At 56.2% G+C, this 26290-nt stretch carries 23 protein-coding genes and 3 pseudogenes; 15 read left to right on the top strand and 11 right to left on the bottom strand.

Features of this window, described 5'->3' with window-relative positions; genetic code table 11:
* Positions 1-525: 525 nt before the first annotated feature.
* The gene (locus F7C38_02390; protein ID MCE4600398.1) at positions 526-966 is read left to right on the top strand and encodes a hypothetical protein; all 441 of its coding nucleotides are present in this window, start codon (positions 526-528) and stop codon (positions 964-966) included.
* Positions 967-1256: 290 nt separating this feature from the next.
* Positions 1257-1784 (top strand): hypothetical protein, encoded by a 528-nt coding sequence (locus tag F7C38_02385; GenBank protein MCE4600397.1) that lies wholly within the window; start codon positions 1257-1259, stop codon positions 1782-1784.
* A 33-nt stretch (positions 1785-1817) separates the two neighbouring features.
* Here the strand turns inward: F7C38_02385 and F7C38_02380 are convergent, their stop codons facing one another.
* Together F7C38_02380 and F7C38_02375 are read right to left on the bottom strand one after the other, a co-directional pair.
* Positions 1818-2042: a PIN domain-containing protein gene (locus tag F7C38_02380; GenBank protein ID MCE4600396.1), complete on the bottom strand. Its 225-nt coding sequence runs from the start codon at positions 2040-2042 to the stop codon at positions 1818-1820.
* Entirely contained in the window at positions 2020-2241 is a 222-nt protein-coding gene (locus tag F7C38_02375) for an antitoxin family protein (GenBank protein MCE4600395.1), read from the bottom strand. Before F7C38_02375 ends, F7C38_02380 begins: the two co-directional genes overlap by 23 nt.
* Positions 2242-2603: 362 nt before the next feature.
* On the opposite strand from F7C38_02375, the gene F7C38_02370 reads away from it, so the two are divergent.
* The 6 genes from F7C38_02370 (at position 2604) to F7C38_02345 (ending at position 8972) form a co-directional block, all read left to right on the top strand.
* A complete protein-coding gene (locus F7C38_02370) occupies positions 2604-4277 on the top strand; it encodes a glutathione ABC transporter substrate-binding protein (GenBank protein MCE4600394.1) in 1674 nt (557 codons plus the stop codon).
* 35 nt (positions 4278-4312) lie between these two features.
* Positions 4313-5260 (top strand): ABC transporter permease, encoded by a 948-nt coding sequence (locus tag F7C38_02365; protein MCE4600393.1) that lies wholly within the window; start codon positions 4313-4315, stop codon positions 5258-5260.
* Positions 5260-6114: an ABC transporter permease gene (locus F7C38_02360; GenBank protein MCE4600392.1), complete on the top strand. Its 855-nt coding sequence runs from the start codon at positions 5260-5262 to the stop codon at positions 6112-6114. Before F7C38_02365 ends, F7C38_02360 begins: the two co-directional genes overlap by 1 nt.
* Before the next feature lie 14 nt (positions 6115-6128).
* Positions 6129-7088: an ABC transporter ATP-binding protein gene (locus tag F7C38_02355; GenBank protein ID MCE4600391.1), complete on the top strand. Its 960-nt coding sequence runs from the start codon at positions 6129-6131 to the stop codon at positions 7086-7088.
* A 1-nt stretch (position 7089) separates the two neighbouring features.
* Positions 7090-8094 carry an ABC transporter ATP-binding protein gene (locus tag F7C38_02350; GenBank protein MCE4600390.1) on the top strand — a complete coding sequence of 335 codons (1005 nt, stop codon included), beginning with the start codon at positions 7090-7092 and terminating at the stop codon, positions 8092-8094.
* A gap of 203 nt (positions 8095-8297) precedes the next feature.
* Positions 8298-8972 carry a hypothetical protein gene (locus F7C38_02345; GenBank protein ID MCE4600389.1) on the top strand — a complete coding sequence of 225 codons (675 nt, stop codon included), beginning with the start codon at positions 8298-8300 and terminating at the stop codon, positions 8970-8972.
* Positions 8973-8986: 14 nt separating this feature from the next.
* Here the strand turns inward: F7C38_02345 and F7C38_02340 are convergent.
* From F7C38_02340 to F7C38_02310, 7 genes and pseudogenes are all read right to left on the bottom strand, one after another.
* Positions 8987-9376: pseudogene (locus F7C38_02340) on the bottom strand (DNA topoisomerase VI).
* A gap of 57 nt (positions 9377-9433) precedes the next feature.
* Positions 9434-10696, bottom strand: a pseudogene (locus F7C38_02335) (hypothetical protein).
* Between the two features lie 33 nt (positions 10697-10729).
* Positions 10730-11494, bottom strand: a pseudogene (locus F7C38_02330) (DNA topoisomerase IV subunit A).
* Positions 11495-11646: 152 nt separating this feature from the next.
* The gene (locus tag F7C38_02325) at positions 11647-12996 is read right to left on the bottom strand and encodes an ATP-binding protein (protein ID MCE4600388.1); all 1350 of its coding nucleotides are present in this window, start codon (positions 12994-12996) and stop codon (positions 11647-11649) included.
* 131 nt (positions 12997-13127) lie between these two features.
* Positions 13128-14837, bottom strand: coding sequence for a DNA topoisomerase VI subunit B (locus F7C38_02320; GenBank protein MCE4600387.1), 1710 nt, complete (start codon positions 14835-14837; stop codon positions 13128-13130).
* Positions 14838-14899: 62 nt separating this feature from the next.
* The gene (locus F7C38_02315; protein MCE4600386.1) at positions 14900-16540 is read right to left on the bottom strand and encodes an ABC-ATPase domain-containing protein; all 1641 of its coding nucleotides are present in this window, start codon (positions 16538-16540) and stop codon (positions 14900-14902) included.
* Positions 16541-16748: 208 nt separating this feature from the next.
* On the bottom strand, positions 16749-17612 hold the full coding sequence (locus tag F7C38_02310; protein ID MCE4600385.1) for an aminopeptidase: 864 nt from the start codon (positions 17610-17612) through the stop codon (positions 16749-16751).
* A 144-nt stretch (positions 17613-17756) separates the two neighbouring features.
* Between F7C38_02310 and F7C38_02305 the strand changes: the two genes are divergently transcribed.
* From F7C38_02305 to F7C38_02290, 4 genes are read left to right on the top strand one after another with little or no spacing between them, the layout of a single operon-like run.
* Entirely contained in the window at positions 17757-19172 is a 1416-nt protein-coding gene (locus F7C38_02305) for an FAD-binding protein (protein ID MCE4600384.1), read from the top strand.
* A gap of 21 nt (positions 19173-19193) precedes the next feature.
* Positions 19194-19490, top strand: coding sequence for a (Fe-S)-binding protein (locus tag F7C38_02300; protein MCE4600383.1), 297 nt, complete (start codon positions 19194-19196; stop codon positions 19488-19490).
* Between the two features lie 13 nt (positions 19491-19503).
* A complete protein-coding gene (locus tag F7C38_02295; GenBank protein ID MCE4600382.1) occupies positions 19504-20457 on the top strand; it encodes a (Fe-S)-binding protein in 954 nt (317 codons plus the stop codon).
* Positions 20454-21668, top strand: coding sequence for a lactate utilization protein (locus F7C38_02290; GenBank protein ID MCE4600381.1), 1215 nt, complete (start codon positions 20454-20456; stop codon positions 21666-21668). Before F7C38_02295 ends, F7C38_02290 begins: the two co-directional genes overlap by 4 nt.
* Here F7C38_02290 and surE (F7C38_02285) read toward each other — a convergent pair.
* Positions 21645-22418: a 5'/3'-nucleotidase SurE gene (gene surE, locus F7C38_02285; protein ID MCE4600380.1), complete on the bottom strand. Its 774-nt coding sequence runs from the start codon at positions 22416-22418 to the stop codon at positions 21645-21647. The genes F7C38_02290 and surE (F7C38_02285) overlap by 24 nt on opposite strands.
* Positions 22419-22535: 117 nt before the next feature.
* Here surE (F7C38_02285) and F7C38_02280 point away from each other — a divergent pair, with 117 nt between their 5' ends.
* Genes F7C38_02280 through F7C38_02270 form a run of 3 tightly spaced genes read left to right on the top strand, consistent with a single transcriptional unit; the run spans position 22536 to position 25818 of the window.
* Positions 22536-23591: an FAD-binding oxidoreductase gene (locus F7C38_02280; protein ID MCE4600379.1), complete on the top strand. Its 1056-nt coding sequence runs from the start codon at positions 22536-22538 to the stop codon at positions 23589-23591.
* Positions 23592-23643: 52 nt separating this feature from the next.
* Positions 23644-24441, top strand: a complete 798-nt coding sequence (gene surE / locus F7C38_02275; protein MCE4600378.1) for a 5'/3'-nucleotidase SurE — start codon at positions 23644-23646, stop codon at positions 24439-24441.
* 12 nt (positions 24442-24453) lie between these two features.
* The gene (locus F7C38_02270) at positions 24454-25818 is read left to right on the top strand and encodes a chloride channel protein (protein ID MCE4600377.1); all 1365 of its coding nucleotides are present in this window, start codon (positions 24454-24456) and stop codon (positions 25816-25818) included.
* Here F7C38_02270 and F7C38_02265 read toward each other — a convergent pair.
* Entirely contained in the window at positions 25815-26255 is a 441-nt protein-coding gene (locus tag F7C38_02265; protein MCE4600376.1) for an HIT family protein, read from the bottom strand. The genes F7C38_02270 and F7C38_02265 overlap by 4 nt on opposite strands.
* Positions 26256-26290: the final 35 nt, after the last annotated feature.

Below are 26290 nucleotides of genomic sequence, written 5' to 3'. Positions count from 1 at the left end.
AGGGACTCTAAGCCTTTACTCCTGTGGTGTTGCATTTTTATCAGGGCAGGTATGAATCTCTGATTAGCTTATCATGCTGAAGTAGATGTTGCATTTTTACCGTGAAACCGTTCAAGCGTAAGTATTTATTGCATAGGTCTGCGGAGCTGGAGGTCCTGAGTTCAAACTCGCGGTGACTCGCCACAAATACCCTCTAAACCATCACAAAGCTAGGCGTAGAATATATCTCATAAAAGTTATAATTTTACATCTCTGTTATATAAAATTATAACTTGCTATTCACCTATTAAGATAATTTACTGGTAGGATGTTCTCTAAGAGGCTCCTAACTCTCAATGCTAGAGCTTTGTCACAACCAAGGATAAAAGCTTCGAAGTAGCCTCTACGAGGTTTTCCATAGGGCCCTCTAAAACAGCCAGTATAAGCAAAAGGGTTCCAGCCTTAAAGTCCTTCATAAACAGATAACAATAATTATTAAGGTAGACCTTAGGAAAATAAGTTGCAAGTAGGGGGAGATTAAATACGGTGGCACTGGCAAGACTCAAGGATGATAGCTCCCTCATTGGGCTTACATGTTTCGTATTATTAATAATAATGATAGGTGTAACATTATATACCGTTGTGGGTGGAGGGCTTCACCTCTATGTCGCAGAGGCTAGATACGAGGACAAGCTAGTTGGAGTGGGCTGTTGCGTCACGAAACATCCGATAAACCTGACTTTGATCAACCTGACTAGGATTGCGGAGGAGCTACCGAGAGGATCGGCTGAGAGGTCGTTGAAACAAGACTTTTTAGAGATAATCAAGGATCTCGCAAGTAAGGGTAGTGGAAACTCTAGCTCCTGCACCAATGGCATGATTCGCTATAAGCAACTACCTGAGGGTCTTCGGGTTATCGGTATCCATGTAAGTTCTGTAAATCCCAATGCAATCTCTCCTTTTATCCCCACAATCAGCGAGTATTGAGGCAAATAACTCTATCGAACCAACAGTATTGTTTGTAGTCTACACCGATAGTACGCCACCGATCCTTTTAGCTGTCTTCGCGTTAACGATATTGCTAGCTTCCAAGGCTGCTAGTCCTGATCGCAGTGAGAAGGAATTACATCAACATACTTATAAACGCCTGCTAGCACTCTCATATCTATCAATACTTTATATCAATACAATTTATACTCTTACTCTCATCATATCTTGGCACGACTAGTTCATTTTCATTATTGATTGTGAGCATCGCTCTAGCAGCGGCAGTTATAATGCTAGCTATATACTCTCTACCATCAGTTATAACTTGGATGGCTTGTGGTCTTCTTCAGAGACTTAAGGCTAAGTATAGGGAAAAGCGTTGGAACGTGCAGCTGCTTGAGCATTTATTCCTGTCAAACTCCTGCAACAATATAGGAGGCGATGGCCATGAACAACTAGATAAGATTGGTCTACTAATAGTCCTAGTCTTGTTGGTGATTTTCACTCTTTCCATAGTACTTTCTACAGTACCTTTGCTTCTTGAATATATCTTTATAAATCAAGCAGGAGCGGCTTCGTCCCAAGCTCTCAGTGGTATTATAGCTCTTACAATAGCAGTAGTTTATACTGTGCCTTTCACCTTACTGAGCATCACTCATGCTGAGGCGGTAATGGCTGCCTATGACGTTCTACTCTCAACTGCGCTCATCTTCGATGTATTAGAGATCTTTACATACCTGGCTATATTTGGAGTGATGCGCCTCTGGATACTCACGTTCTTGGTTATAATCACTATATTCTATTATGCTACCTGCTAGTATAAATTGTTAAGGACCTCTAGCACAGGCTTGTTAGTGTAACTCCAGATAAGAGCCCTTGCTAGCAGCTTCCCTTATCCTCCTAGCGCTTAGCCCAGTGGCTAAACGCAGATACTCGTAGATGGCCTCGTCAATCACCAGGGGGTTGATATAGCCGGTTATCTCGCGCCTCTCGACTCCCCTAATGATTTCTAGTGCTCTATCGTCCTGGCCTGCGAGGAATGCTAGTATGATACTAGTGTCCACGAAGACCCTCATCCTCTACCTCCTCTAGAACCCTTATGAACTCCTCCCTCCCGAGATCTGGCCTGTGCCTCCTAGCGATGCCATAGAACTTCTTGGCTACAGATTCACTCTGCTGTATGACTATTTGAGCCTCCTCGCCCTCCTTGAGCCTTAGAGGCTCAAGAAGCCTTAGTACTCCCTTCTCATATCTCACACGTATGACCTTTGACAACCGATCTTTCGCAGGGTAAAGATAATCTTCGAGCCTCTAAACGTTTACCTAGTAGAGTTAGAGAGTTTCCGGTGGGTTTACCGCGGGATTGTAGAATTTCTAGGTCATTGATTCGCTTGAGTGTATGGCTACTTGGATCTCCTCATCCTCCTCTAGATTAAGCGAGCCTGAGTAGCCTCAGTACTCCCCTCTCCAGCGGTTCTTCAAAGTTTGTGTCGAGAGGACCCGTCTCCTCTAATATAGTATTAATTATTGGTAGTATTTTTACATGGGATAATATGTATGGTATAGGTTAGTCACATATAAATACATACTCCTATGGTTACATTAATCTGCTAAGATAGAGCGGAGAGGTGGACTTCTTGAATAGGGGTCTATCTAAAACCGCGGCAGTACTCGTAATAATAGTAATCGTCCTGGGCATAATAGGGGCATACTACGCGTTCAAGCCCCAGCAACCCGCTGGCGGCGCCAGCGAGACCGCGGCGACAACAACCACTGCTCCAGAAATGACCCAGACAACAGCCGCAGGCAAGCCCGCTAAGGACACCCTAGTCGTGGCGATGGGGACTGATATAGTCACACTGGACCTGCATGACGCGAGTGATAACCCATCATACATGGTTGGAAGAATGATCTACGAATACCTTGTAGAGTTGGACGAGAACATGAATATAAAGCCGGGCCTCGCGACGAGCTGGGAGGTCAAGGACAATGGAACGGTATGGGTTTTCCACCTACGTAAGGGTGTAAAGTTCCAAGACGGGACCCCCTTCAACGCTACAGCAGTGAAGGTAAACTTCGATAGGCTACTAACCCAGAAGCTAAAGAGGAGCAGCTTGTTCACGCCATTCATAAAAGAGGTGAAGGTTGTAGACGACTATACAGTAGAGTTCATACTAAAGAGGCCCTTCGGCGCCTTCCTCTACCACCTAGCCCATGGCGCGGCCGCGATTATGAGCCCCAAGTCAATACTCTCAGGGGATCCGGCGAAGCATCCTGTCGGGACAGGGCCCTACATGCTAGAGGAGTGGGTCCCCGGAGATAGGATAGTGTTGAAGGCGTTCGACGGATACTGGAACAAAGACAAGGCGCCTAAGTTCAAGAAAGTGATATTCAAGATTGTGCCAGACGACCAGACACGGATGAGACTCCTCCAGAGCGGAGACGTAGACATAGCCCTGAGGATACCCCCACAATACGTCAAGGAGCTCAATGCTACCGAGGGTATAACTGTGCTTGTAAAGCCCACGAACAGGGTAATCTTCATCGGCATGAACAACCTTGTGCCGCCGCTGAACGATAAGAGGGTCAGGCAAGCTCTCAACTATGCAGTGGATAAGGATGCTATAATCAAGAACGTGTTATTCGGATTGGGCGAGCCAGCCACGTCTCCGATAGCCCCGTTGACACACGGTTACTGCAAGGCGGGAGAGTACAAGTACGATCCAGACAAGGCCAAGCAGCTGCTAGCACAGGCTGGATGGACCGACCGGGACAACGACGGGGTACTTGAGAACAGCCAGGGAGAGGAGCTGCACTTAACGCTATGGACCCCTAGAGGCCGCTACGTTGGAGACTATGAGATGGCGCAGGCTGTTCAGCAGTACCTACAGGCTATTGGCATAAAAGTCGACCTACAGGTGTGGGAGTGGGCCAGCTACGTGAAGGAGCTGTTCAAGGGGCCTAATGAGACTAAGAGAGAGCTGTTCCTGATAGGATGGGCTCCGAGCACTGGAGACGCGGATTGGGGGCTTAGACCCCTCTTCTACTCGAAGATGTGGGCTCCAAAGGGCGCTAACATGTGGTTCTACAAGAATGATGCCGTCGACGAGCTGATAGAGAAGCAGATGACTCTGCTGGGAGACCAGAGACTCCAGGCGCTGTGCCAGGTCCAGAAGCTGATATGGGACGATGCACCTACGATATTCATGGTTGTCATGTACGACTCCCTCGGGATGAAGGATAACGTGAAGGGAGTAGTCTATCTGCCGACCGAGATAGTCGTGCTGAAGTACGCCTACTGGGAGGGCTAGGAGTAGGGCTGCTCCCGCTGAGGTGCTGGAAGGTAATGGCATCGATGTCACAATACCTTTTTAAAAGATTTATTTTTCTTATTATAACTCTTATAGGCGCGTCCTTCATAGTCTTCATGATCATCCACCTCCTACCCGGCGATCCAGCCCGTATACTAGCCGGCCCGGAAGCTACAGAGCAGGAGGTGGAAATGATACGACGCCAGCTAGGACTAGACAAGCCCCTCCTAATCCAGTACATCGACTTCATGGAGCGTATAGTTAGAGGCGACTTCGGCAGGAGCATAATAACCGGCAAGCCAGTCGGAGAACTCATACGATACAGGTTCATAAACACGTTGAAGCTGGCGCTCGTCGGCATCACCATATCCTCAATCATCGGCATTCCACTAGGCGTGGTGGCAGCACTCAACAGGAACAAATGGATCGACCAGGCCGTCATGGGCTTCGCAATCCTGGGCGTGTCGACGCCGATATTCGTGATAGCGATATTCCTCATGCTCGTATTCACTGTAAAGTACCACATATTCCCGGCCACCAGCGTTACAGGCGAGATAACCTTCAAGCACCTCATACTCCCGGGTATAGCGTTAGCCCTCTATGGAGCCGCGCCGATAGCGAGGATGACTAGGGCGACCACGCTCGAAGTGCTGGGCCAGGAGCACGTAACCGTGGCCCGCGCATTCGGCTTGCCCGAGAGGCTGGTCATATACAAGTACACGTTGAGGAACGCCTTGATACCGGTTGTTACAGTGATAGGACTGATCTTCGGGTACCTGCTCGCTGGCGCCGTGATAACTGAGACGGTCTTCGCGTATCCGGGGCTGGGTAGGCTGTTGATCGACGCGATATTCTCCAGGGACTATCCATTAGTCCAGATAGGTATATTGTTCGTAGCCGCCACGTTCGCCATAGTCAACACCATAGTAGACATACTCTACATGTTGATTGATCCCAGGATAAGGATCTCCGGTGGTAGGTAATGAAGCTGGAGTTATCACCGCAGACCAGGCTCCTGATGAGAAAGTTATGGCGTAACAGGAGCTTCAAGATAGGCTTCCCACTAGTAATACTATTCATCGTATTGGGCCTGATAGCCCCCTACGTGGCGCCATACAATCCAGTTAAAGGGAACCTCAGCGAGGCACTGCAACCCCCAGGGAGGAGCCACTGGTTCGGGACAGACCAGTTGGGTAGAGACATATTCAGTAGGACCCTGTATGGTGCTAGGGTGAGCTTGATAGTAGCTTTCACAGGCATACTATTGGCTGTGATAGCCGGGGTATTGTATGGCGCGGTCTCGGGTTTCCTGGGCGGGAGCGTGGACGAGGTGCTTATGAGATTCATAGATATACTGCTAGCGTTCCCCGACATACTACTGGCAATCCTTGTGGCGGCCATCGTCGGGCCCGGGCTCCTCAACGTGATAGTGGCTATTGGGGCATACAATTTCCCCCAGTTCGCTAGAATAACAAGGGGCGCCGTCCTGGCGGTTAAGGAGCTAGAGTATGTTGAAGCGGCAGAGGCTATAGGAGAGTCTAGGCTGTCCATACTCTTCAGGTATATCCTTCCAAACAGCATGTACCCTGTAATCGTCCACGGCACGCTGAGGACTGGGGCGAGCATACTTACCGCGGCCGCGTTGAGCTTCCTAGGCCTCGGAGTTCAGCCTCCTACACCGGAGTGGGGCGCTATGATTAACGAGGCAATGAAATACCTGGACATCGCCCCGCAGATGTGGATATTCCCCGGGCTCTTCCTAACGATAACAGTGCTCGGATTCAATCTAATGGGAGACGGGCTCAACGATGTACTGAACCCGAGGATAAAGGAGTAAGGGGGGTGGCGTCCATGGCTCTTCTCGAAGTGAGGAACCTCTCGGTAACATACATCACCGACGAGGGCGAGGTCTACGCGTTAGACAATGCCTCGATAAGCATAGAGAAGGGCGAGATAGTCAGCCTAGTGGGGGAGTCTGGTAGCGGTAAGAGCACTATGGCGCGTTCGATCATGAGACTACTCCCATCCTATGCAAGGGTCGATAGCGGCGTCGTATTGTTTAAGGGCAGGAACCTGCTTGAACTCGACGAGGACGAGATGAACAAGATCAGGGGCTCCGAGATAAGCATGATCTTCCAAGAACCCAATACAGCGTTAAACCCGGTATTCAAAATAAAGGATTTCATGACAGACGTCTACCTTGCCCACAACCCAGACGCAACCAAGAAAGAAGCCATAGAGAGGTCCATCGAGCTACTGAGAGAGGTCCGGATACCGAGCCCTGAGAAGGTGTTAGAGCGGTACCCCCACGAGCTGAGCGGCGGCATGAAGCAAAGAGTACTCATAGCAACGAGCCTCCTGAACAACCCCGACCTGCTGATCGCAGACGAGCCGACCAGTGCCCTAGACGTATCAGTACAAGCCCAGATAATAGCCCTCCTCAAGAGGCTCCAAGAGAGGAATAAGATGAGTGTGCTCTTCATCACCCATAATCTCGCAGTCGCGGCGCAGATCTCGGATAGGATAATAGTCATGTATGCCGGCATGGTGATGGAGGACTCTCCGGTATACGATTTATTCGAGGAGCCACTACACCCCTACACAAAGCTACTCCTCAAGGTAATACCAAGGATAGGATCAGAGAAGCTGGAACCCCTCCCAGGCTCGATACCCGACCTGAGACACAAGATAACAGGGTGCCCCTTCAAGGACAGATGCCCATACGCGAGGGAGGAATGCGGCAAGAGGCCGCCGCCAGTCACCATCGGGGGGAGAAGGAGGGTCTATTGCTGGCTGTACGGAGGGGAATAGCGTGACTGGCGAGCTCTTGGTTGTAAGGAACCTGAAGAAATACTTCACCGTCAAGGAGGGCCTGAGGAAGACTAGGACCCTTAAGGCGGTTGACGACGTCAGTTTCACCCTGGAGAGGGGAAGGACGCTCGGGCTGATCGGCGAGAGTGGAAGCGGCAAGACCACCCTGGGGAAGACGGTCATCAGGCTCTACACCCCAACCAGCGGCAAGATACTATTTGACGGCGACGACATAACCTTCCTGCCCAGGAAGGAGCTGAGGAGATACCGTAAGAGGATGCAGATCGTATACCAAGACCCTTATTCGAGCCTCAACCCCCGTATGAGGATCAAAGACGTCATAGGAAGGCCTATGAAGATCCACAAACTAGTCTCCAGCGAGAGAGAACTCGTCGATAGCGTGAAGAGGCTGTTGGAGGAGGTAGGCCTGCCGAGCGACGTCATAAACAGGTACCCCCACGAACTGTCCGGGGGGCAGAGGCAGAGGGTCGCTATAGCCAGGGCGCTCGCCACAGAGCCGGATCTAATAGTCCTGGACGAGCCGACCAGCGCCCTAGACGTATCAGTACAAGCCCAGATCCTGGACTTGCTCAAAAGGATACAGCGGAAGAGGAAGACCTCCTATATCTTCATAAGCCACGATATAGCTGTCGTCAACTACATGAGCGACTATATAGCGGTAATGTACATGGGGATGGTGGTCGAGTCGGGGCCTTCCGAGGACCTCATATCAAACCCGCTACACCCCTACACGAGGATGCTCATAGGAGTCATACCACGGCCAGACCCGCGGAACAGGATAGAAGTATCCAGCGAAGACCTAGGAGAGCCAAAGCTACCACTAGACCCGCCGCCCATATGCCGGTACCACGATAGATGCAAGTCAAGGCTCCCCGTCTGTGGCGCGAGGATGCCCCCAGAAATCCGAGTCCGCGGAGACAGGATCGTCAGGTGCTGGCTATACTCGGAGAAACAGGAAACCCGGACGACCCCGCCTAGGAGATAGAGCTATCTTTCTCAAGCAATTATAGCAAGATGCGGAGAAAACTACTAGAACTGTCCCCACCGGAAGCTGTCATGCAGGAAACACTACAACCAGGGAGATAAACGAAACGGGGAAAAGAAAACTATAATTCTCTGTAATGTTTCTACTCTCTCGGATGAGGAAGTCATTAAACCCGACTATAACTCGCGGAGGTATCCGTTACCTTGTTAACAACCCAAAGCGAGAAGGGGCTACGACTTACTCTGGTGATAGCAGTACTTGCCCTAGCTATGACATCGTGCCTGGTTGTAGCAGGGTGTGCCGGCTCTCGTGGATCGCCGGTCCGGGCCGCGTGGTATCTGGAGGAGTACGTCTCTGGTGCTGGAGGGTATCCCGTGGGGGATTGCCGGCTTGTCGGAGGCTATAACACCACCCCCACCTACAAGGTCGAATATAGAGGGCTCGTGCTAACTACAAACGGCTCGGTGATAGCCACCACGAGCGAGACTGCGATCATCAACGTCTCCGAGGCGACCCGGCCGGTGCCAGTCCTAATGTACCAGTGTGGAGACCAGGCACTCCTCAAGATAATCGACCCCGCTGCTGTCAACGCGACCCACGTCATCGTAGGTATAAGAGTGTATAGAGGGCCTGGGGTCGAGGGGAACTTCGTCATAGATGGGTCTGGGGTCTACTTCAAGTTCCCAAACAACACGATAGTCCGACTCGACACCAATGAATCGATAAGAGTCAAAGTCGACAGGGAAGGCACCATACTAGTAGGGCCCGGGAAGAACCTAGTGACCATAGAGTTCGAAGCCCACTACAGAGACTCTACTACGAGAACCTACGGATTCACTGCAGCACTCGCCTCTCTAGACTACACAGACCTAAAATAAAATAAATATAAAGACTATTCGAGCCAGTCACCAGTCTGCAGCTTCTCGGGAATATACACGTCCGCCAGGAAACGGAGACCCTTACTAGCCATAGCCTCAATCTCCAACTTAGCCTTCTTCTCCAAAAACATCTTCAACTCCCTCCTCCAACCACGACTCCTAAACCAACTATACCTCATCAACTCACGAGCACGACGCAAGTCAACATCCTTAGCACGAATAATAAAATTCCTCCTCTCCCGCTCACTCAAATAAGGCCTCTTACCACGATAACCAAAAACATCACTCATAGAAACACCCAAAAACCTAGCCCGAGGAGTAGCCAAACGCTCACTCTCATAAGACAACTGAATACTACCAACCTTAAACACACTATAAATATACCAGCCATAAGGATCAGAGTTATGATATAAAATACCAAAATTCCCGATGAATGTGTTGCTCGTCGGAACCGCAAAATCGTAGACGTATCCCTTATACCCTACAGTCCTGACACTCCTCACTCGGACAACGGAGATATCACTGGATACAACAAGGGCATAGTCGTCTGGCAGATAGCCGCTCGCCTCTCTAACGAGCACGAGTTTAGCCTTTGAGATCCTCTTCTGAGTAGGCTTGTAGGATATCCTCCTAGAGTTCATCAACTTGATAAGGAGCTTCTTTAAGCTATCGTTGATTGGTAGACTGTAAGTGGGATCCGTCGGAAGACCCTTCAACCGAGACTCTACAGGTCTACCCGTTAGATACTCGTATATCTCAGGCGGAGTTCTCGCGTTACTTTTGCCTATCCTAATAATGTAGTCATCGCCATTAATTGTTACTGAAGGATTAACGCCTAGAGATAGCAACAGCAAAAACAATTGCTTGACCAGTGTCTCGCTCCTCGATGCATATATTATGTCCCCGTACTTGTCTATCGAGCCGTCGCCATCGATGAGTCCCTTTATGAATGCAAGCTTCACGTTCCTTGTGGCATTGAGTATAACGCCTGGTATCCTCTTTTCGCAGGACGAGGCTATCAGTCCAAGGGAGTCGAATGCTTTATAGAGTGTAGCAGAGTTTATCCATATCCTATACTCCGGCTTGTCTTCTCTTTCAAAGACGTACGGCTTTATATCGAATTTCTCCTTTAGTATATTTATTATCCTCTTAAACTTATCTTCTTCATCCCTGTTTAGACTAATGGTGAGGTGGCGAGTATAGGCTGTTGAGCCCTCGGCAACATAGATACCTATAAACCACGCTAGATCCTCGTCTAATTCGAGTTCGACGGGTATACTTATTCTACTCTCGCCAACAAGGAAGCGATCACCACCTGCCTCTCTAATCTTGAACCGGCCAACAACTTTTCTTGCTAATTCTTTGAAATTAATGTGACTATATGTTTCTGGGAAATCGGGTAGTTTTTCTGTTACTATTATGTGGTCTCCTGGCTTTATGTCTCTGGCCGGTATTACCTGTATTTTCCCGTCTCTGAATACGAATAGGCTGTGGGCCTTGGTGACCCTCACAACCCCGCGGCCATGGGTCTCGATCTCCAGTATCTCGTCATCGATGTAGTGCCTGTAGATGTAGCCCACCGGGGTCCACTCGACCCTACCAGTCACGGGGTTCCAGCTCGGAACCTCTATTGGGAGCTCTATCCTCTCCCTTGAAACGCCCGGGGTGAAGTGTCTCCCGAGCAGCTCGCCGATGGGGGCCGCGTGCACGAGGCCCGTGGCCATATCCCTTACGACCACGACTTCGTCCTCGGGGATGGAGTCGGTCAGGATGTATATTGGGAGGCCGAGCTCCTCGTTGAGGCGGCGGACGAAGCGGCGGGTCGCCCTATCCGGCTGCCCGGCTCCAGTGACTAGGAGCGCCCTATACTTGTCCCAGAACTTTATCCTGTGGAGCTGCTGGAAGACGGCGTCCTTCTCCACGACTAGCACGAACTCGGCGTCAACGTCTAGGAACTCTATGAGGTCGGGGGTAGACTCGATCGCATAGGCGCCATGGCCCATCCGGGAGAGGTCTATGACGTCGCCCCCGCTACGTATGGTCATGCGGCCGACGACCTTACCCTTCTCCTTGGAGAGTATCAGCATGTCCTCGCGGAGGAGGCCCGTGTAGACCTCTATGTCGCGGATCGCAGCGTCGCTCTCACTCTGCTCGTTCCAGGTATTCTCCTCCCTCCTCCTACCCCGGAGGTCCCTATAGACTATAGTGTGCTTCCCCCTGTAGTAGAGGTCCCTTATAGTGGGGTACTCGTTCTCGACGAGGGCCTGGTATATTATGGCGGCCATTAAGAGGGTCTGCATGAACTTACGAGTCTCACCCATGTTGAGGAACTCACGCCTAATCTTCTCCTCGCCCATAACCAGGATACCCTTCTCCGGGTCAAACCGCACGTTACTCAACGTACGCTTAGGAATCTCCAGGACCGGGGGCTTAGACTCCAACAAGTCCCGAAGGATCCTGGAGAACCTCTCGTGGATTACCCGGGCAGCCCTCCTCCTAGCCTCCAAGTCCACCTTGTCGATACCGCTACCGCCGCCCTGCAACTACAGTACCCCTACAATACCCTCTAGCCGGCTCCTCTAGATAAGGCACGCGGGGAGGCAATTAAAGATATAGAGGCCATGGGCCCAGACAACGTAAATAACGTAAAACCATCAAAAGAATAGAGTTCCCGCTACCTGCACTCACCCCACGGTAAATCCCCCGGGGTCACGAGGTGATAACCCCCGCCCCCGCCAGCTCCCCTGAGGTACAGTACCGGGGTCACAGGATAGTGACCATACCTGGCTGGTAGGAGCGAGGGCACAAGGTTCCTCAACCTCCCCGCCAGCCTCTCCGCATCCACCCTGGACATACTGGTCCATTTAGCCTCCACAGCCAGGATCCTCTCATTCTCCTCGTCGATAACGACCCAGTCAACCTCCCCACCCCTATGGAGAACCTTCCCAGCCCTCGAAGCGTTAACCCCAAGCACCCGAGCCAAGTGATACGTTGCATGGTACATGGCTAGCTCCTCCCAGCCCTGGGCTACAATCCTGGCATACCACTGCCTCACCCTAGGCGAGTCCCCCTCAAGGGCGTGAGCCGGATAGCTAAGGAGTGCCCTCAACGGCTTGTCAACTATAGAATACAGCCTCCTCCTACCCGGGGAGAGCAGTGGGACTTCCCTTAACACGCCCAGGGCGACGAGCCTCCTGGCGTATATGCTGGCGTGGCTAGACGGGAGTCCCGCCCTAGCGGCAGCCTTCCCCACGAGAGTCCACGGAGCCGCGGCCATCGCCTGTAGAAGTGCCAGGTAGGGGTGGGGGTCGCGGAACTCGTCCCTGAGGGCGAAGATGGGCTCGTCACCCAGCAGGCCCTGGGGCCCCAGTAGCTCGTGCCAGGCGTCGAGCGGGGTCTTGGAGGGATCTAGGAGGCGTAGATAGTAGGGGGTCCCTCCGAAGAGCGAGTATGTCTCCACTAGCTGGCTCGGCGTGTAGCCCGGGGCAAAGGATGGGATGCACCAGGGGCTCAGCTCCTCTATCCTCAGCCTCAAGCCGGCTCTACCGTAGAGGGGTGCACCCCCGCCTAGCACACTCCTCTCAATAACGCCCAAGAGGCTGCCAGTAAGCACTAGTAGTAGCTTGCTACCGGGTAGTACGTGGTCTACGAACCACTGTATATCGCTGACCACGCCTGGATCCGTCCGGGCCCAGTAGGTGAACTCATCTATTACTACAGCCGCCCTCTCCCGTACAAACCCCGCCGTGAGGCTTAGAAGGCTCTTTAGATCGCCTACGCCGGAGGCTCCAGGTACACCCAGCTGCTCTTCTATAGCCTGTGAGAGGCCCTCTATATTCGCCCTGTGGCCCCAGAGCCCTGCCTGGTAGTATGCGTGCCTCTTCCCGCGGGCCCACTCTAGTATGAGCCTGGTCTTCCCAATCCTCCTCCGGCCGTAGACTACGACCAGCCCTCCCTTCTCCCAGGCCTTGTCCAGCTTCTCAAGCTCGCTGGCTCTATCCACTAGGCGTCCGGGGTCTACCAAACCAGTCCATCCTACATCTACATGTAGGACTTCTAGATTATATAAACTAGGGTGTAGCATGGCGTGTTACAAAGGCTGGTAGGCCTATAGGCCGCGGGCCCGTGGAGGCTTGGGAGGGGTACACGGGCCCGTTACCTGGTCTCGACCTCCTTTATGATGCTCCTAACCACCTCCTCGGGGTCCACATCCTCCTCTCCCGTACCCGTGCTGGGGAGTTCTATCGTCTTAGCCACGAGCTTGACCAGGGCCTCGATCAGCTTCTCCTCGTCCTCGGGCCTGGGAGGACTCCACTTCTCCGGCGGCTTGGAGAGTATCGCGAAGCTCCTCGCGACCTCCGGTATGTACTTGGCCAGCGTCACTATCTTCCTCCGGATCTCGGACTCCCTCCTCTTGCGGGAGAGGAATAGCCTTAGCTTCCTGGCCACATCCCACACGCCAGCCCTTATCTCGGACTCTATCTCCGGCACGTCCCCGATCGACTCCTTGCCAGCCTCCTTGTAGGGTATGCGGGTGCTCGCTATGTGGACCAGCACGGCCAGGGGGGCAGGGAACTCTACATAGTAGTTCTTCCAGTTAACGCTTGACACGACCTTGTAGGACACGTCCTCCCTCTCGCCGTAGAGTAGCGGTATCTTGTTGGCGTACCTCAGCAATAGGGGCTCGTCCCTAGAGGGGATTGAACCGCCATAGGCGAGGCCGACCTCTACAATGAAGGGATGCCCCATATAGGATCTAGCAGGTCTCGTCACAGCGGCGGCGAACTCGGGCCTGAACATCCTCTTCAACCCAATAACTATCAGGTCCTCGCCTATAGGGGACAGGTAGTCGCTCCTAGGCCCCCTGAAGCCCTTGTATTCCCTGAGCCTATCCACGAACCTGACCAGCAGCTGCTGGTACTCCCGCCTCAACAGGGTCTTGGGGCTCACGTTGGGCCTCACGCCCACGCTCTTGAGGAACTCCTCGGCGCTCTTAGCGCCGACGCTCTGGAACTCGGTCACGAGCATGTCCTTAATGGTCTTAGCGGTCGTCGACTGGAGTATCATCTTGAACTGCTCAAGGTTCACCCCGTGGGGATGGGGCTTGGCCTCCCTGGGGGGCCGGGGCATCTTCCTGGTCATACGCGGGAATATGTACACCTCGCCCTCGGGCGTCTCCAGGTAGATATCCGCGTAGGGCGCCACTATCGCCGTCCTCTTAATATACTCTATGACCCTGGAGCGGGCCCTCCTCCAATCCCCCTCTATGGTTATGGAGACCCGGGTCCCGTGCCAGGAGCCCTTCTTCCTCCACTGCCCCTCCTCCACGATCCTAGGCCTGTTCTCGTTTATGTCGATGAACAGCCTCTTCATGTAGACGTAATCGGAGTCTCCAGTCGACGAGATGACCGTGACGGGCCTGCCAGCAGTCTGCTGCCCGTAGATCACCGCCGCCTTGACCCCGAGGCCGAACATGCCCCTAGTCTGCCTTATGACGTACTTGCTCGAATACAACACCCTGCCGAACGCGTCGGCCATAACCGTGGGAGGGACCCCTATACCATTGTCCTCCACTGTAACGGTATACCTGTTCTCCTCGAAGCCCTCGGCGCTACGTATAACCACCCGTATAACGGGGAGTATACCGTGAGTATCAGTGGCGTCGAGAGCGTTCTCCACCAGCTCACGGATAGTCTGGTAGACCGCCCTCGTCGGGTTCGAGAAGCCGGCCAGCTCCTTGTAACGGCTGAAGAACTCCGCCGGGCTCATAGCCCTATACTTCTCCACAACACCCTGACGCTCCGACTCCACGGCGCCCCTAGCAGCGCTCCCGCCAGCGGCCCTGCTAGCAGCTTTCCCCGGCAATCCCCCTATACACCCTCAATCGGCGATTCGACAGTAGTAGTGCGAGGCGATCGACTAAAACCCTAATGCACCACGTGGAGGCCTGGAACCCTGTTGACGAGGTAGAGTATGTCGAGCCAGCGGACCTCCGCAAGACCCGGCCCCGGGGTCCTCTGCACAACACCCCAATCCCCCCGGGCCATTGCGTCAGCCACAGACCTGGCCAACGACACGAGAGGACCCGTCTTGGAGAGGACCGCCTCAGCCCCCGCCACCACTGTGGAGGCTTGACCCTCTTCCTCCAACTGCGTCGCCCCTGACAAGTCGACCCTGTCCCTCAGGTTCCTCGCCTCAAGGAGGGTCCCCCGTAGCTTGGGCTTCTCCAGCCTGAGGGGCTTCACAAGCCTCCTCCCCCTCGGCATCCTGTACTCTACCCGCTCCCCGCCGTCCAGAGCGGCTAGGCTCTCCCTGGCCTTCAACGCGTACCCGGTGGCGTCCCTCGCCCTGTACTCGTCCATTACAACAACGGTATCGGCGGCCTGGAGCAGTGCTATACTGCCGCTAGCCACTATGACCACGCTCACCCCCTTCTCCTTCAGGGCTGGGGCGAGGTCGCTTATCGAGAGGAGCGTCCTCTTACCCGTGACCTCCTCAGTCCACCTATCCCTGTGTATGAAGTTAGTCGCGGTCCAGTCCTCGTCTATAAGCAACACCTTAGCCCCGGCCTCCATAGCCTCCTGCACGCTCGCTATAGCACTCGTGGCACCGCTGGCATCGCTAGTGCTCCAACAGCCAGGGTCCTCCAGGCCGGGGAGGTGCTCCACCCAGGGCCCCATGTCGACGCACGAGACCCACCGGCCGTTCTCGCTCTGAATCCAGACCGCATCCCTACGGGTCACGACTAGCTCCCTGCCATCGCCTGGCACATGGTTCCAGACGCCGTGGGCGATCGCCTCCAGCAGGGTAGTCTTGCCATAGAAGGCCGGGCCCGCTATCAGGGTGAGCCCGGTCCTCAAGCCCATGCCACTGACAACCCTGCCAGTGGGTAGCTCGAACTCGACCCGCAGGCTCGGGGGAGACTCGAAGGGGACCGCATCCCGGAGGGGCTCCTCGCACCCCCCACACGCCCTCGGAAGGATACTGCCGTCTCCTACAAAGGACACGAGCCCCCGAGGCTCCAGCAGGCCCCGGATATACTCCTGCTCCCGCCAGGCGTCGACGTGAGGGCGGAGCCGGGGGTCCCCTAGGGCCCTCACGACCTCGTCAACGAGGCGAGGGACCCTCTCAAGCAGGAGCTCGCCCGCCACTCCTCCCAGGACACGCCTCCTCCTAGAGGGTAGGCCGAGCCAGAGCCTCAGGGTCAGCCTATAGCCTCCCGGGGTCTTGCCTAGGTGGACGGCGCTCCTGCGCAGTATGACGGGGCCCGGCCGGGGGACCCTCAAGAGTCCGCTGTGCCCCTCGCCAGCGCCCCTCATGGAATACCTGCCAGCGATCCTGTGGGCCCGTCGTAGTAGGAAGTCCTCGACCGGTACCGGGTAGCTTTCCAGGCCCCTGGGGATCCTGACCCGAGTCTCTACACGTATAATGCTGGGGGGAGCGAAGGGGTCTCCCTGTACCCTGTCAACCACTACCAGGTGGCCGTCGACCTCTTCCCTGGCCCCGGCGAGATCCTTGTAGGCCTTGTACCCCCTACCGTCTATCCGCTCCAGTATCCGTCTTATCACTACGCGCTACCTCCCCCCATACCGTCCCCCTCCAGCCTCTATTATAGAGCCTGTGCCGGAAGGGGGGCTTGTGTGGAGGGACCCTCCGGGGGTTATAGGTTGATCACTCCATCCCTGACCAGGACCTGGCCCCCTACAATCACGGTGGTTTTGAGCGGGAGCACGTCCACGTGTATCGGGCACTTCCACCCGGCCCCGGTCCTGCCGCCTAGGGGTCGCCGAAGGCGATATGGGCCCCCGGCATTTTCTCGTCGTGGAGCATGTTCCCTATGGGCCTCTCGATGTATGGGTTTCCTCCGATCCCCAGCTCGCCTACCATGAGCCCGCAGTCATGGGCGGCTAGGTATTCTTCTAGCTCAGCCGCTATCCTCCCTCCCTCGACTCTCTCGACCCGGCCCCTGGACACCTCTATCATGACCCTTTCCCGGAGCAGGCCGTATTTCATCGAGAAGTAGTCCCCTATGACGCCGTCGACAACTATCACGCCCTCGGCATTGGAGGGCGTGGTGTAGACCTCTCCCGGAGGCCAGTTACCCCACTCTCCCCGGGGTATGACCCCGTCATCGACAACCCACCTGTAGGATCCGACCTCTAGGGTGACGTCGGTCCCCGCCTTGGATGTGACCCTGACCTTCGACGCGTCCTTTAGGGCCTGGTGGATGTCGTGGATTACTTTCCTGATCGAGCCGCAGTCCCTTACCTTGCTAAGTATATCCATGGTGGCTTTGGGCATGTGCACGTGGCTAGCGCCTTTGCCCGTTGGGGCTTCGATGAGCTTGCTCCGGAAGCTGAGCTCGCCTGGCTTCACCCCTGCCACGTAGAAGCTGGCGTCGAACCTGGTTCCTTCCAGTAGGTCCTGGAGCCCCTGGGGGACCCTCTCCAGTGGCCTCCCATACGTGTCTAGATCCACTTGGTGCGACTCGACGCCTAGTGCCTTGGCCGCATCCACTATGACGCTCGCCACATTACTGCTACCGCCGTCGTATATGACTAGGATCCCGTCGCTCGGCGGCGGGTCTATGCAGGACACCATAGCCTCAGATATCCTCGACACGAGCACGTCCCTGTCCACAGCAGGCCACCCTCCAAGGAGGCCCCTAGCGGGACCCCCGCTGTATGGCTGAACGCGACGGTAAAATCTGGCGTGTACGCCTAAGGTCCGTGTCCAACCGTATTATAGCGCTGGCTGGGCTTAGATGCTAGTAGGTGCCTGTGCTTGGGTATCGCCTCGAAGCTACGCGGAGCACTGGGTAGGGACAAGGTTATCGATGATCCAGGGATTATACGCCTCTACACTAGGGAGCCCAGCGGTCTTGAAGCCGAGGGCGTCGAGGCCGTTGTCTTCCCCGAGGACGCCGGCGACGTTAGGAAGCTAGTACGGCTCGCCTATAAAATGGAGTTCCCCGTCTATCCCCAGGGCAGTGCGACCAGCCTGTCGGGCAACGCGTACCCCGTGGAGGGCGGGGTCGTCGTTAGCTTTGAGAGGATGAGGAGGCTACGCGAGGTGAATATAGTAGATGGGACCGTCGTGGTCGAGCCCGGCTTGAGGCTTGACGAGCTGAACAACGCCCTAGCCAGCTACGGCTACATGTTCCCCGTGGACCCGGCTAGCAGTGCAGTAGCCACGGTTGGAGGAGCCATAAATAATGGAGCCGGTGGCATGAGGGGGGCCAAGTATGGTACTATGAGGGACTGGGTCCTCGGCCTCGAACTCGTGGTGGCCGACGAGGACGCGAGCCTGGTACGCGTCGGCTGTAGAACTGTGAAGTGCAGGCAGGGCTATGACCTGACCCGGCTTATCGTGGGTAGCGAGGGGACCCTGGGCCTCGTCACCGAGGCGGTGCTAAGGATCACCCCCATACCAGAGCAGGTCGTCTACATACTGGCGTTCTACGAGAGGCTCGAAGACCTGGCCCAGACCGTCATCGAGATCAAGCAGGGTAGGGTGACGCCCTACATAGCAGAGTTCATGGAGGCTGAGACCGTTGAGAGGGCCAAGCGCCTGGCCGGGGTAGAGTTGGATGCCAGGGGCCACATGCTGCTGGTCGGCGTCGACGTCTATAGGGAGGCGGCTGGTCGAATGCTCGACTGGCTCTCCTCTATAGCGGTTGACAATGGGGCCCATACACTCTATAGGGCCTGGACCACGGAAGAGGCGTTGGAGAAGGGCCTCTTCTCGATCAGGAAGAACCTGTTCACCGCCCAGGTACACTATACCCGTGAGAGGCTGGGCGGGGCCGGGAAGGTCATGGTCCTCATAGAGGATATCGTGGTGCCGCCCAGCAGGCTGGTGGAGGCCGTGGAGGGCCTCGTGGAGATATCGAAGAGGTACGGGTTCACCATGATGCTCGGGGGCCACATAGGCGATGGGAACCTGCACCCGGCCGTGGGATTCGACCCCAGGGATTCGGAGGAGCGTAGGAGGGTTGAGGAGTGGTACCACGAGGTCATGAGACTAGCCCTAAGGCTTGGCGGTAGCGTGAGCGCGGAGCACGGCATAGGGACCCTCAAGAAGGAGGGCTTGGAATTGGAGGCTAGACACCGGGGGAGTGAGAAGCTCCTGGAACTGATGAGAGGCGTGAAGAGGGTATTCGACCCGAAGGGCATACTCAACCCGGGCAAGGTAGTGTAGGGCCCGGGGAGGGGTGGCGGCTTGCAGAGGGACCCCCGCGAGTATATACTGGCGGAGGCCGGTAAGTGCATGTTCTGCGGCTTCTGCGAGGCCCTATGCCCCACTCTACCATTGGGCCCCCATAGGGGTTATGGGCCCCGGGGCCGGGTGAACCTGGCCCTAGCCATAGCCCGGGGGGAGGCCGGCTATACTGGTGAGGCTATTAACAGCCTCTATACATGCCTCTTATGCGAGGCGTGCCACTTGAAGTGCCCGGCCTCCCTGGATATAGTCGGCGTCGTGAGGGCTGCTAGGGCCCTCTACAGCCGTGGACTCTAGGAGGGTGTCTCGGTTGCTTGACGTTAAAGAGATACTCTTGATGATGGCCGAGGAGACGCGTAGACGGGGCCTCCCGGTCCCCGTCAAGCCCGAAGTCATACATGAGTGGAGCAAGGGCCTAGACCTGCCCCGGGAGGGCGACGCCCTCCTCTACACAGGCGGGCTCTACCAGCTGATGCCCTACATAAACGCCATGGTCAGGTACCTTGAGAGGCTTGAGGGCTCCCGGGCCTCAGGGCTCCTCCTGAGGGCCGCTAGGAGGCTGAAGTTAACGGATCTAGCAGGCGTCTTCGCCAAGCCCAGCAAGGCCGAGGTAGAATACTCTAGGAGGGTCCTCAGGGCCATAGTAGAGCTGTTAGCCGAAGCCGGGGTTAGGATAGCCTATAGACCCGATCTAGACGGGTACAGTGGAGTGCTACTCTACGATCTCGGCCTCGAAGAGGTTTTCCGGGAGCATGCAACGCGGGTCTACGAGGCGCTGAAGGGGACCGGCGCCCCCCTGGTAGTGACTGTTGACCCCCACACCACGCACGTGCTACGGGAAGTCTACCCAGAGTATATCGACGGCTTCGACCTGGAGGTCAAGTCATACCTTGAGGTACTGGATGAGAGAGGCTACAAGCCCGCGTCCAGGAGGGGAGGAGGCGATATCGTTATACACGATCCCTGCCTCTACGCGCGGGGCCTGGGTATCATAGCCCAGCCGAGGAGGCTCCTCGCGGGCGCCGGTTACAGGGTTGTCGAGCCGAAGAGGTCTGGGAGGATGACCTACTGCTGCGGGGGGCCTATCGAGAGTATCGCGCCTAGGCTCTCTAGGAGGATAGCCGAGGCCCGGTTCAGGGAGTTGAGGGAGAGGGGTAGGAGGATCGTTACCCTATGCCCTATATGCCACGCCAACCTGTCACGGGTTGCGGACGATGCCGAGATAATCGATATATCGCTACTGTTAGCCGGTGAGCGGGGTTGACGGGCATACAGGATGTTGTAGATAGGATCTATAGGGTCCTGGGGGACGAGTCCTTCCAGCAGGCCGTGTGGAAGTCTAGTGTACACGCAGAGGAGAGGGTCCCCCGCATACTGGAGGCCTACCAGTATGTTAGGAGGCTCGCCGAGGAGGTCCTGGAGGCTAGGAAGCGTAGCCTTGAGCGGCTAGATGAGTTGATAGAGGAGCTGGTGAAGGCTGGGGAGAGGCATAGGGTTAAGGTCTACCTTGCCGGGGACGCGGTGGAGGCCAGGGAGATAGTAGGGGACATCGTGGGGTCTGGCAAGCTAGTGGTCTTCTCGAAGAGCATGGTCGCCGAAGAGATAGGCCTGAGGGAGTACCTGGCCGAGAAGGGCAACGAGGTGTGGGAGACGGACCTGGGCCAGCTCCTGATACAGCTTGAGGGCTCGAAGCCCATGCACACCACGGCCCCCGCCATACACTTGACCGTTGAAAAAGCCTCTAAACTGGTTAGAGAGAAGCTAGGCCTGGAACTGCCGAGGGACCCCAGGCCCGAGGACATAGTCTCGGCGGTTAGGGGGTTCCTGAGGGAGAAGTTCTCCAGAGCCGACTATGGTGTAAGCGGTGCCAATGCCATCGCCGCCGACACGGCTAGCGTTGTATTGGTGGAGAACGAGGGCAATATACGGCTCGTGACCGGGCTCCCCGAGAGGCACATAATTGTCGCTGGCGTTGAGAAGGTGGTCGACACCCTCGAAACCGCGGTCAAGCAGGCCATTGTCCAGGCCGCCTATGCGGGTCTATACCCGCCCACGTACCTTAACGTGATAAGTGGGCCCTCCAGCACCGCCGACATAGAGCATAGGCGCGTATACGGCGCTCACGGCCCCCGGGAGGTGCACCTGGTTCTCGTCGACAATGGGAGGACTAGGGCTAGAGGGACCCTCCTCGGAGAACAGTTGAGGTGTATAAGATGCGGCAGGTGCCAGTGGGAGTGCCCGGTGTGGAGGCACACCGCCAACGTCTGGGGAGGCCCAGTGTACGGCGGGCCCATGGGGATCAACTGGACTGCGATAACCCATAGCATGGAGGAGGCCGGGGCCCTCAGCCTCCTATGCCTCCAGTGCGGTAGGTGCGATGAGGTGTGCCCCGTGGAGATACCCTTGTCGAGGATAATACACTGGCTCAGGAGGAACTACGTCGCTGGCCTCCTAGCCGAGGCCCCTCCGGGGTAGCCCTAGGTTGCGTGCTATTTCACCGGTCCTCTCCAGGTCTACGATGCTATCCGTTAGGTTCCTCAGGTCTATGACCGTTACGCTCACGTAGTCGTTCATCACGGCCCAAACGTCGGTCCCCTCGGCCAGATCCCAGTACCTCTCCCTGAACCCGTGCGCCTCGGGGGCCACGAATCCGTCTACCCTCTTCAGCCTGACCCGGTAATTGTTCCACGCTAGGCGTGTCGCCATGACGCCCCGGGGGTTCTCGGGCACGTTGAGGTTCACGAACTCGCCCGGGTCGAGTACTGCTAGCATTGGGACCAGCCTGGCTGCGAGGTTCGAGGCTAGATCGTATTCACCCGGGTCTACTCCCTTGTCCGTGGCAAGGCTCACCGCAACGCCGGGCAGCCCGTTGAGCGCCGCCTCCATGACCGCTCCTATGGTGCCGCTCGTTAGTAGGTCTTCCAGCCCTATGTTCGGCCCCCTGTTGACCCCGGAGACAACGGCGTCTATCTCCTCGTCGACGAGTAGGTTTATGGCTAGGTAGACCGCCGTCGCGGGGGTTGACTCGACCCACCAGGCTCTCCGTGCGCCCTCGTACCTGGCCTCCCCATACCTGGCCCTGACCTTCAACGCCTTGCCCATACCACTGGCGGGGTCCTTTGGGGCCGCCACGTATACAGTGTGGCCTGCGTTGTTCAACGCCTTGACTAGGCTGTAGATGCCTGGAGCCTCTATGCCGTCGTCGTTGGTGACTAGTACCTTCAACGCCGTGCTCCCATGGAAGACGCCTCGCTCCAGGTTATAAGTCCCCTTGGTTGCTTGGAGGAGTCGGGTCTACCGCGCTGGGACCGTCTCTACGGCGTCTACCGGAGGAGGATGCCTTTGGCGAAAGCGGCTGTAGTCGGCGGGGGCATTGCGGGGCTCTCTGCAGCGTACTTCCTGGCCCGAGAGGGGTTTAGCGTCGACCTATACGAGATGGAGTACCCCGGCTATAGTGCCTCTGGCAAGAGCGCTGGCATATTGGTGACTATATTCGAGGAGGACCTATTGAGGCATGTCATCGAGACCTATGAGTTCTATAGGGGGCTGCCTGGATCCGAGGGGAGGATCGTCGAGAAACCCGCGCTATGGGTCGTCAAGAACAGGGAGTGCGCTGAGAGGATCATGGAGATACATGGGAAGCTAGGCCTATCACCGCCCAGAACCGGTATAGAAGATCTCGGGATTGACTTCGACCTCGGAGGAGACTATTACGCGGTTATAAAGACGTTCATAGTAGATACTGGCTGGGTCATAAACAGCCTCTACTCCACTCTAACCAGTATGGGCGTGAGGATACACGAGTCCAGGGCGGTTAGACGCGGCCCGTGGCTCTACGCCGGGGAGGAGAGGCTGGAGGGGCCGGTTATCGTAGCCGCTGGGCCCTGGACGCCCCAGCTGTTGCCCGAGGTATCCGGGGCGACAGTAATCTACCGTTGCCAATTAGCCAGTGTAGAGGGACCCACCCCGGGGATGGTTATCGAGGACGACTCCCTGGGCTACTACCTGGTCCCAGTTAGCCGGAGCCGGTTCAACATAGGCGACGGGTCCAATGCCGTGATAGATGATCCGTTCGAGGGGTTCAAGCCCGACCCAGAGGATACATACAGGGTGCTAGAACAGTATGCGAGCCGGGTCCCCGAGGCCTGGGAGTCCAGGATCGTTCAGATATGGTCGGCCCCCTGTATAACGACTGGGGATTCGCTCCCCTTGGCGGCGGAGATCCGGGACTCGGTGTATGCCTTGACCGGGTTTAATGGAGCGGGGATCAGCCTTGCCCCCTCAATAGCCAGGCTATTGGTTGAGAATATCGTTGCCGGCAAACCCCTGCCCAGCAAGTATAGTGGCTTGGATAGGGTTGCTGAGGGGGTCGTTGAACCATATAGTATAGAGTGCTAGCTCCTACACGCCTTTATCCTGGTTCCTGTACAGTTTCCTAGAGGGGTCCAGGATGGACAAGAAGATACTCGTCACCAACGACGACGGCGTATATAGCCTCGGGCTCAAGCTACTCTACGATGCCGTGAGGCCTCTGGGCAGGACCATAGTATTCGCGCCGGAGACCCCTAAGAGCTCCAGCGGACTCGGGATAACCCTGCACAAGCCGCTTAGAGTATACAGGGTGCGGTACTGGGACGTGGATATCTACCTGACTAACGGGACCCCCAGCGACATAATCTATCTGGCGCTGAACGAGGCCGTTCCACAGCTCGACCTAGTAGTCTCCGGGGTCAACATAGGAGACAACACCAGTGTTCAAGTAGTGTTGTCCAGCGGCACCGTTGGGGCGGCTGCCCAGGCGGCTCTCCTCGGCATCCCAGCGATAGCCTTCTCAGCCGCCGTGGAGGACTCGAATAGCTTCGCCGACCCGGACTACTACCAGCGGATACTGAGGATCTCAAGGAGCATATCCGAGTACGTCCTCGACCACGGCATGCCCCGCGACGTGCAGGTGCTAAACGTCAACTTCCCCCGCAGGATAAGGGATACAACGCAGGTCAAGATAGCCAGGATGGCCTCCATAAAGTTCCTACAGAGGATAAACGTGAGCTTCGATCCACGCGGAAACAAGTACTATTGGATGTACGGTACGATGGCCGAGCCAGAGCCCGGGACCGACGTGCACGTCGTGCACGTGGAGGAGAATGTGGCTATAACGCCGATAAGCTTCCAGCTACTAACGACGGACTCGATAATAGAGAGGAACGAGGGTTACTTCAACGACCTCATAGCCAGGCTTGAACGCTAGGGGAGGGGAGGCTTGGCCAGGAGGCTGAGGGATCGAGTCTACGCCCTAGCGTATGCCGAGAAATGGCTCATACTCGGGACTATAATAGGGGTCATAGCCGGCGGCGTGGTCATAGTATTCTTCAACCTCCTAACCAGAGCCGTAGCCTACAGCGCCCACTTCCTGGGAGTCAACCTCGCGACGCAGACCACCGACCTATCCATAGTATTCGCCCAGGCCAGTGACAAGGCCAAGATAGCCCTACTCGTCATAGCAGGGGTCGCCTTGAGCTCCCCCATCGTGTACAGGATAGCTCCAGAGGCCGAGGGGGGCGGGACCGAAGCCGCGATATTCGCCTATCACAAGCGGGCAGCGCTGATACCGTTAAGGGTGCCCATTGTGAAGCTGGTCGCAAGCGTGCTAACCATAGGGACGGGTACTAGCGCGGGGGTGGAGGGGCCCAGCGTCCACATGGGAGCAGGCTTCGGCTCGTGGATCGCGAGGATACTCGGATTGTCGAGGAGGGACAGGAGTATCGCGTTCACAGCGGGGATAGCGGCGGCCCTGTCAGCGGCCTTCAGGGCCCCCCTGGGCAGCACATTCTTCGCGACAGAAGTGCTCTACAAGAGGGACCTTGAGGCCCAGGCTTTCATGCCGTCCTTCGTGGCAGCCCTCGTGTCGTACGCGGTGACAGCCCCCTACTTCAGGTTCGTCGAACCCCTGCCCAGAATCATAGTCGAGCCATCACTGATCTACAGTGTAGGCGGGCTCCTAACGCTCCTAGGCCTGGGATTCTTCGTAGCCCCATTCGTCTACATATTCATAAAGATGGTCACCTCCACAGACCGGGTCTTCAAGAGGCTGGTTAGGAGGCTGGGCCTGCCTATCGAGGCTAAACCGGTGATGGGTAGCCTGATAGCCATCCCATTGATACTGGCGTTTCCAATCATAGCTGGCTCCGGCAAGAAGGCTATCGTGATAGCACTGACCGGGGATATACAACACTACCTGCCCTACAGGGAGGTCCTACCACTAGCACTCCTCCTAGTCGTAGTGGCGCTCTCCAAGATGACTGCCACCTCGCTCATGGTGGGCTCTGGTGCGAGCGGAGGGGTCTTCGCCCCCTCGCTACTCTCGGGAGCACTACTCGGGTGGGCATACTATGTACTCCTCGGGAGCCACGCCACGTTACCAGGCCATGTTTACGCGTACGTGGGGATGGCTGCTTTCTTCGGGGCCGCGGGGAAGGTCCCCTTGGCGGTGTCAATTATAATCGGGGAGATGGGTAGGAACTACTACCTGATAGCCCCCACGCTCGCTGCAGCCTATATAGCTAGGGAGATAACTGGGGAGGCCAGCGTGTACCCGCCGCAGCTTGAGACGAGGCCAGTCATCTAAACCCGGCTAGCATACTCTTTGACTATATCCAGGTGTTGCTCTAGGAGGCCAAGCACCTCCCTAGCCTCGTCCTCGGTCAACCTATGCCTAGCTAGGAGCGCCCTCCATCCCCCACCCCTCCACCGGGGGATGACGTGCACGTGGAAGTGGAAGATCTCCTGGCCAGCGTGGCGCCCCGAGTTCGTCAGTATGTTTACTCCTGGGGCCCCTAGCCTGACCCTGTAGATCCTGGCGAAGGCTGTTGCCACCGCGAATACCTTGGCCGCCGTCTCCGGTGGGGCCTCCTCCGCGGACTCATAGTGGGTGTTGGAGACTACTAGTAGGTGGCCCTTGTCGACCGGGTAGATGTCGAGGAAAACGGTGACGTCGTCGTCCTTGTATACAGTGTAGGCTGGGATCTCGCCCCTGACGATCCTGCAGAACACGCAGTGCTCCACGCCAACCCCACCGTAACGCTGGGCCAGTTACACGG

It is taken from the genome of Candidatus Thermodiscus eudorianus (assembly GCA_015521085.1).
GTDB classification, from domain to species: Archaea; Thermoproteota; Thermoprotei_A; order Sulfolobales; family Acidilobaceae; genus Thermodiscus; species Thermodiscus eudorianus.
The sequence above is the reverse complement of the archived record's forward strand: the minus strand, read 5'-3'. Positions and strand labels throughout refer to the sequence as shown.

Excerpts from the sequence above, each read along its gene's own strand:
- F7C38_02380 (MCE4600396.1), bottom strand. The coding sequence starts at position 2,042 with ATGAGGGTCTTCGTGGACACTAGTATCATACTAGCATTCCTCGCAGGC.
- surE (MCE4600378.1), top strand. The coding sequence starts at position 23,644 with ATGGACAAGAAGATACTCGTCACCAACGACGACGGCGTATATAGCCTC.
- F7C38_02355 (MCE4600391.1), top strand. The coding sequence starts at position 6,129 with ATGGCTCTTCTCGAAGTGAGGAACCTCTCGGTAACATACATCACCGAC.
- F7C38_02385 (MCE4600397.1), top strand. The coding sequence starts at position 1,257 with ATGCTAGCTATATACTCTCTACCATCAGTTATAACTTGGATGGCTTGT.
- F7C38_02360 (MCE4600392.1), top strand. The coding sequence starts at position 5,260 with ATGAAGCTGGAGTTATCACCGCAGACCAGGCTCCTGATGAGAAAGTTA.
- F7C38_02365 (MCE4600393.1), top strand. The coding sequence starts at position 4,313 with ATGGCATCGATGTCACAATACCTTTTTAAAAGATTTATTTTTCTTATT.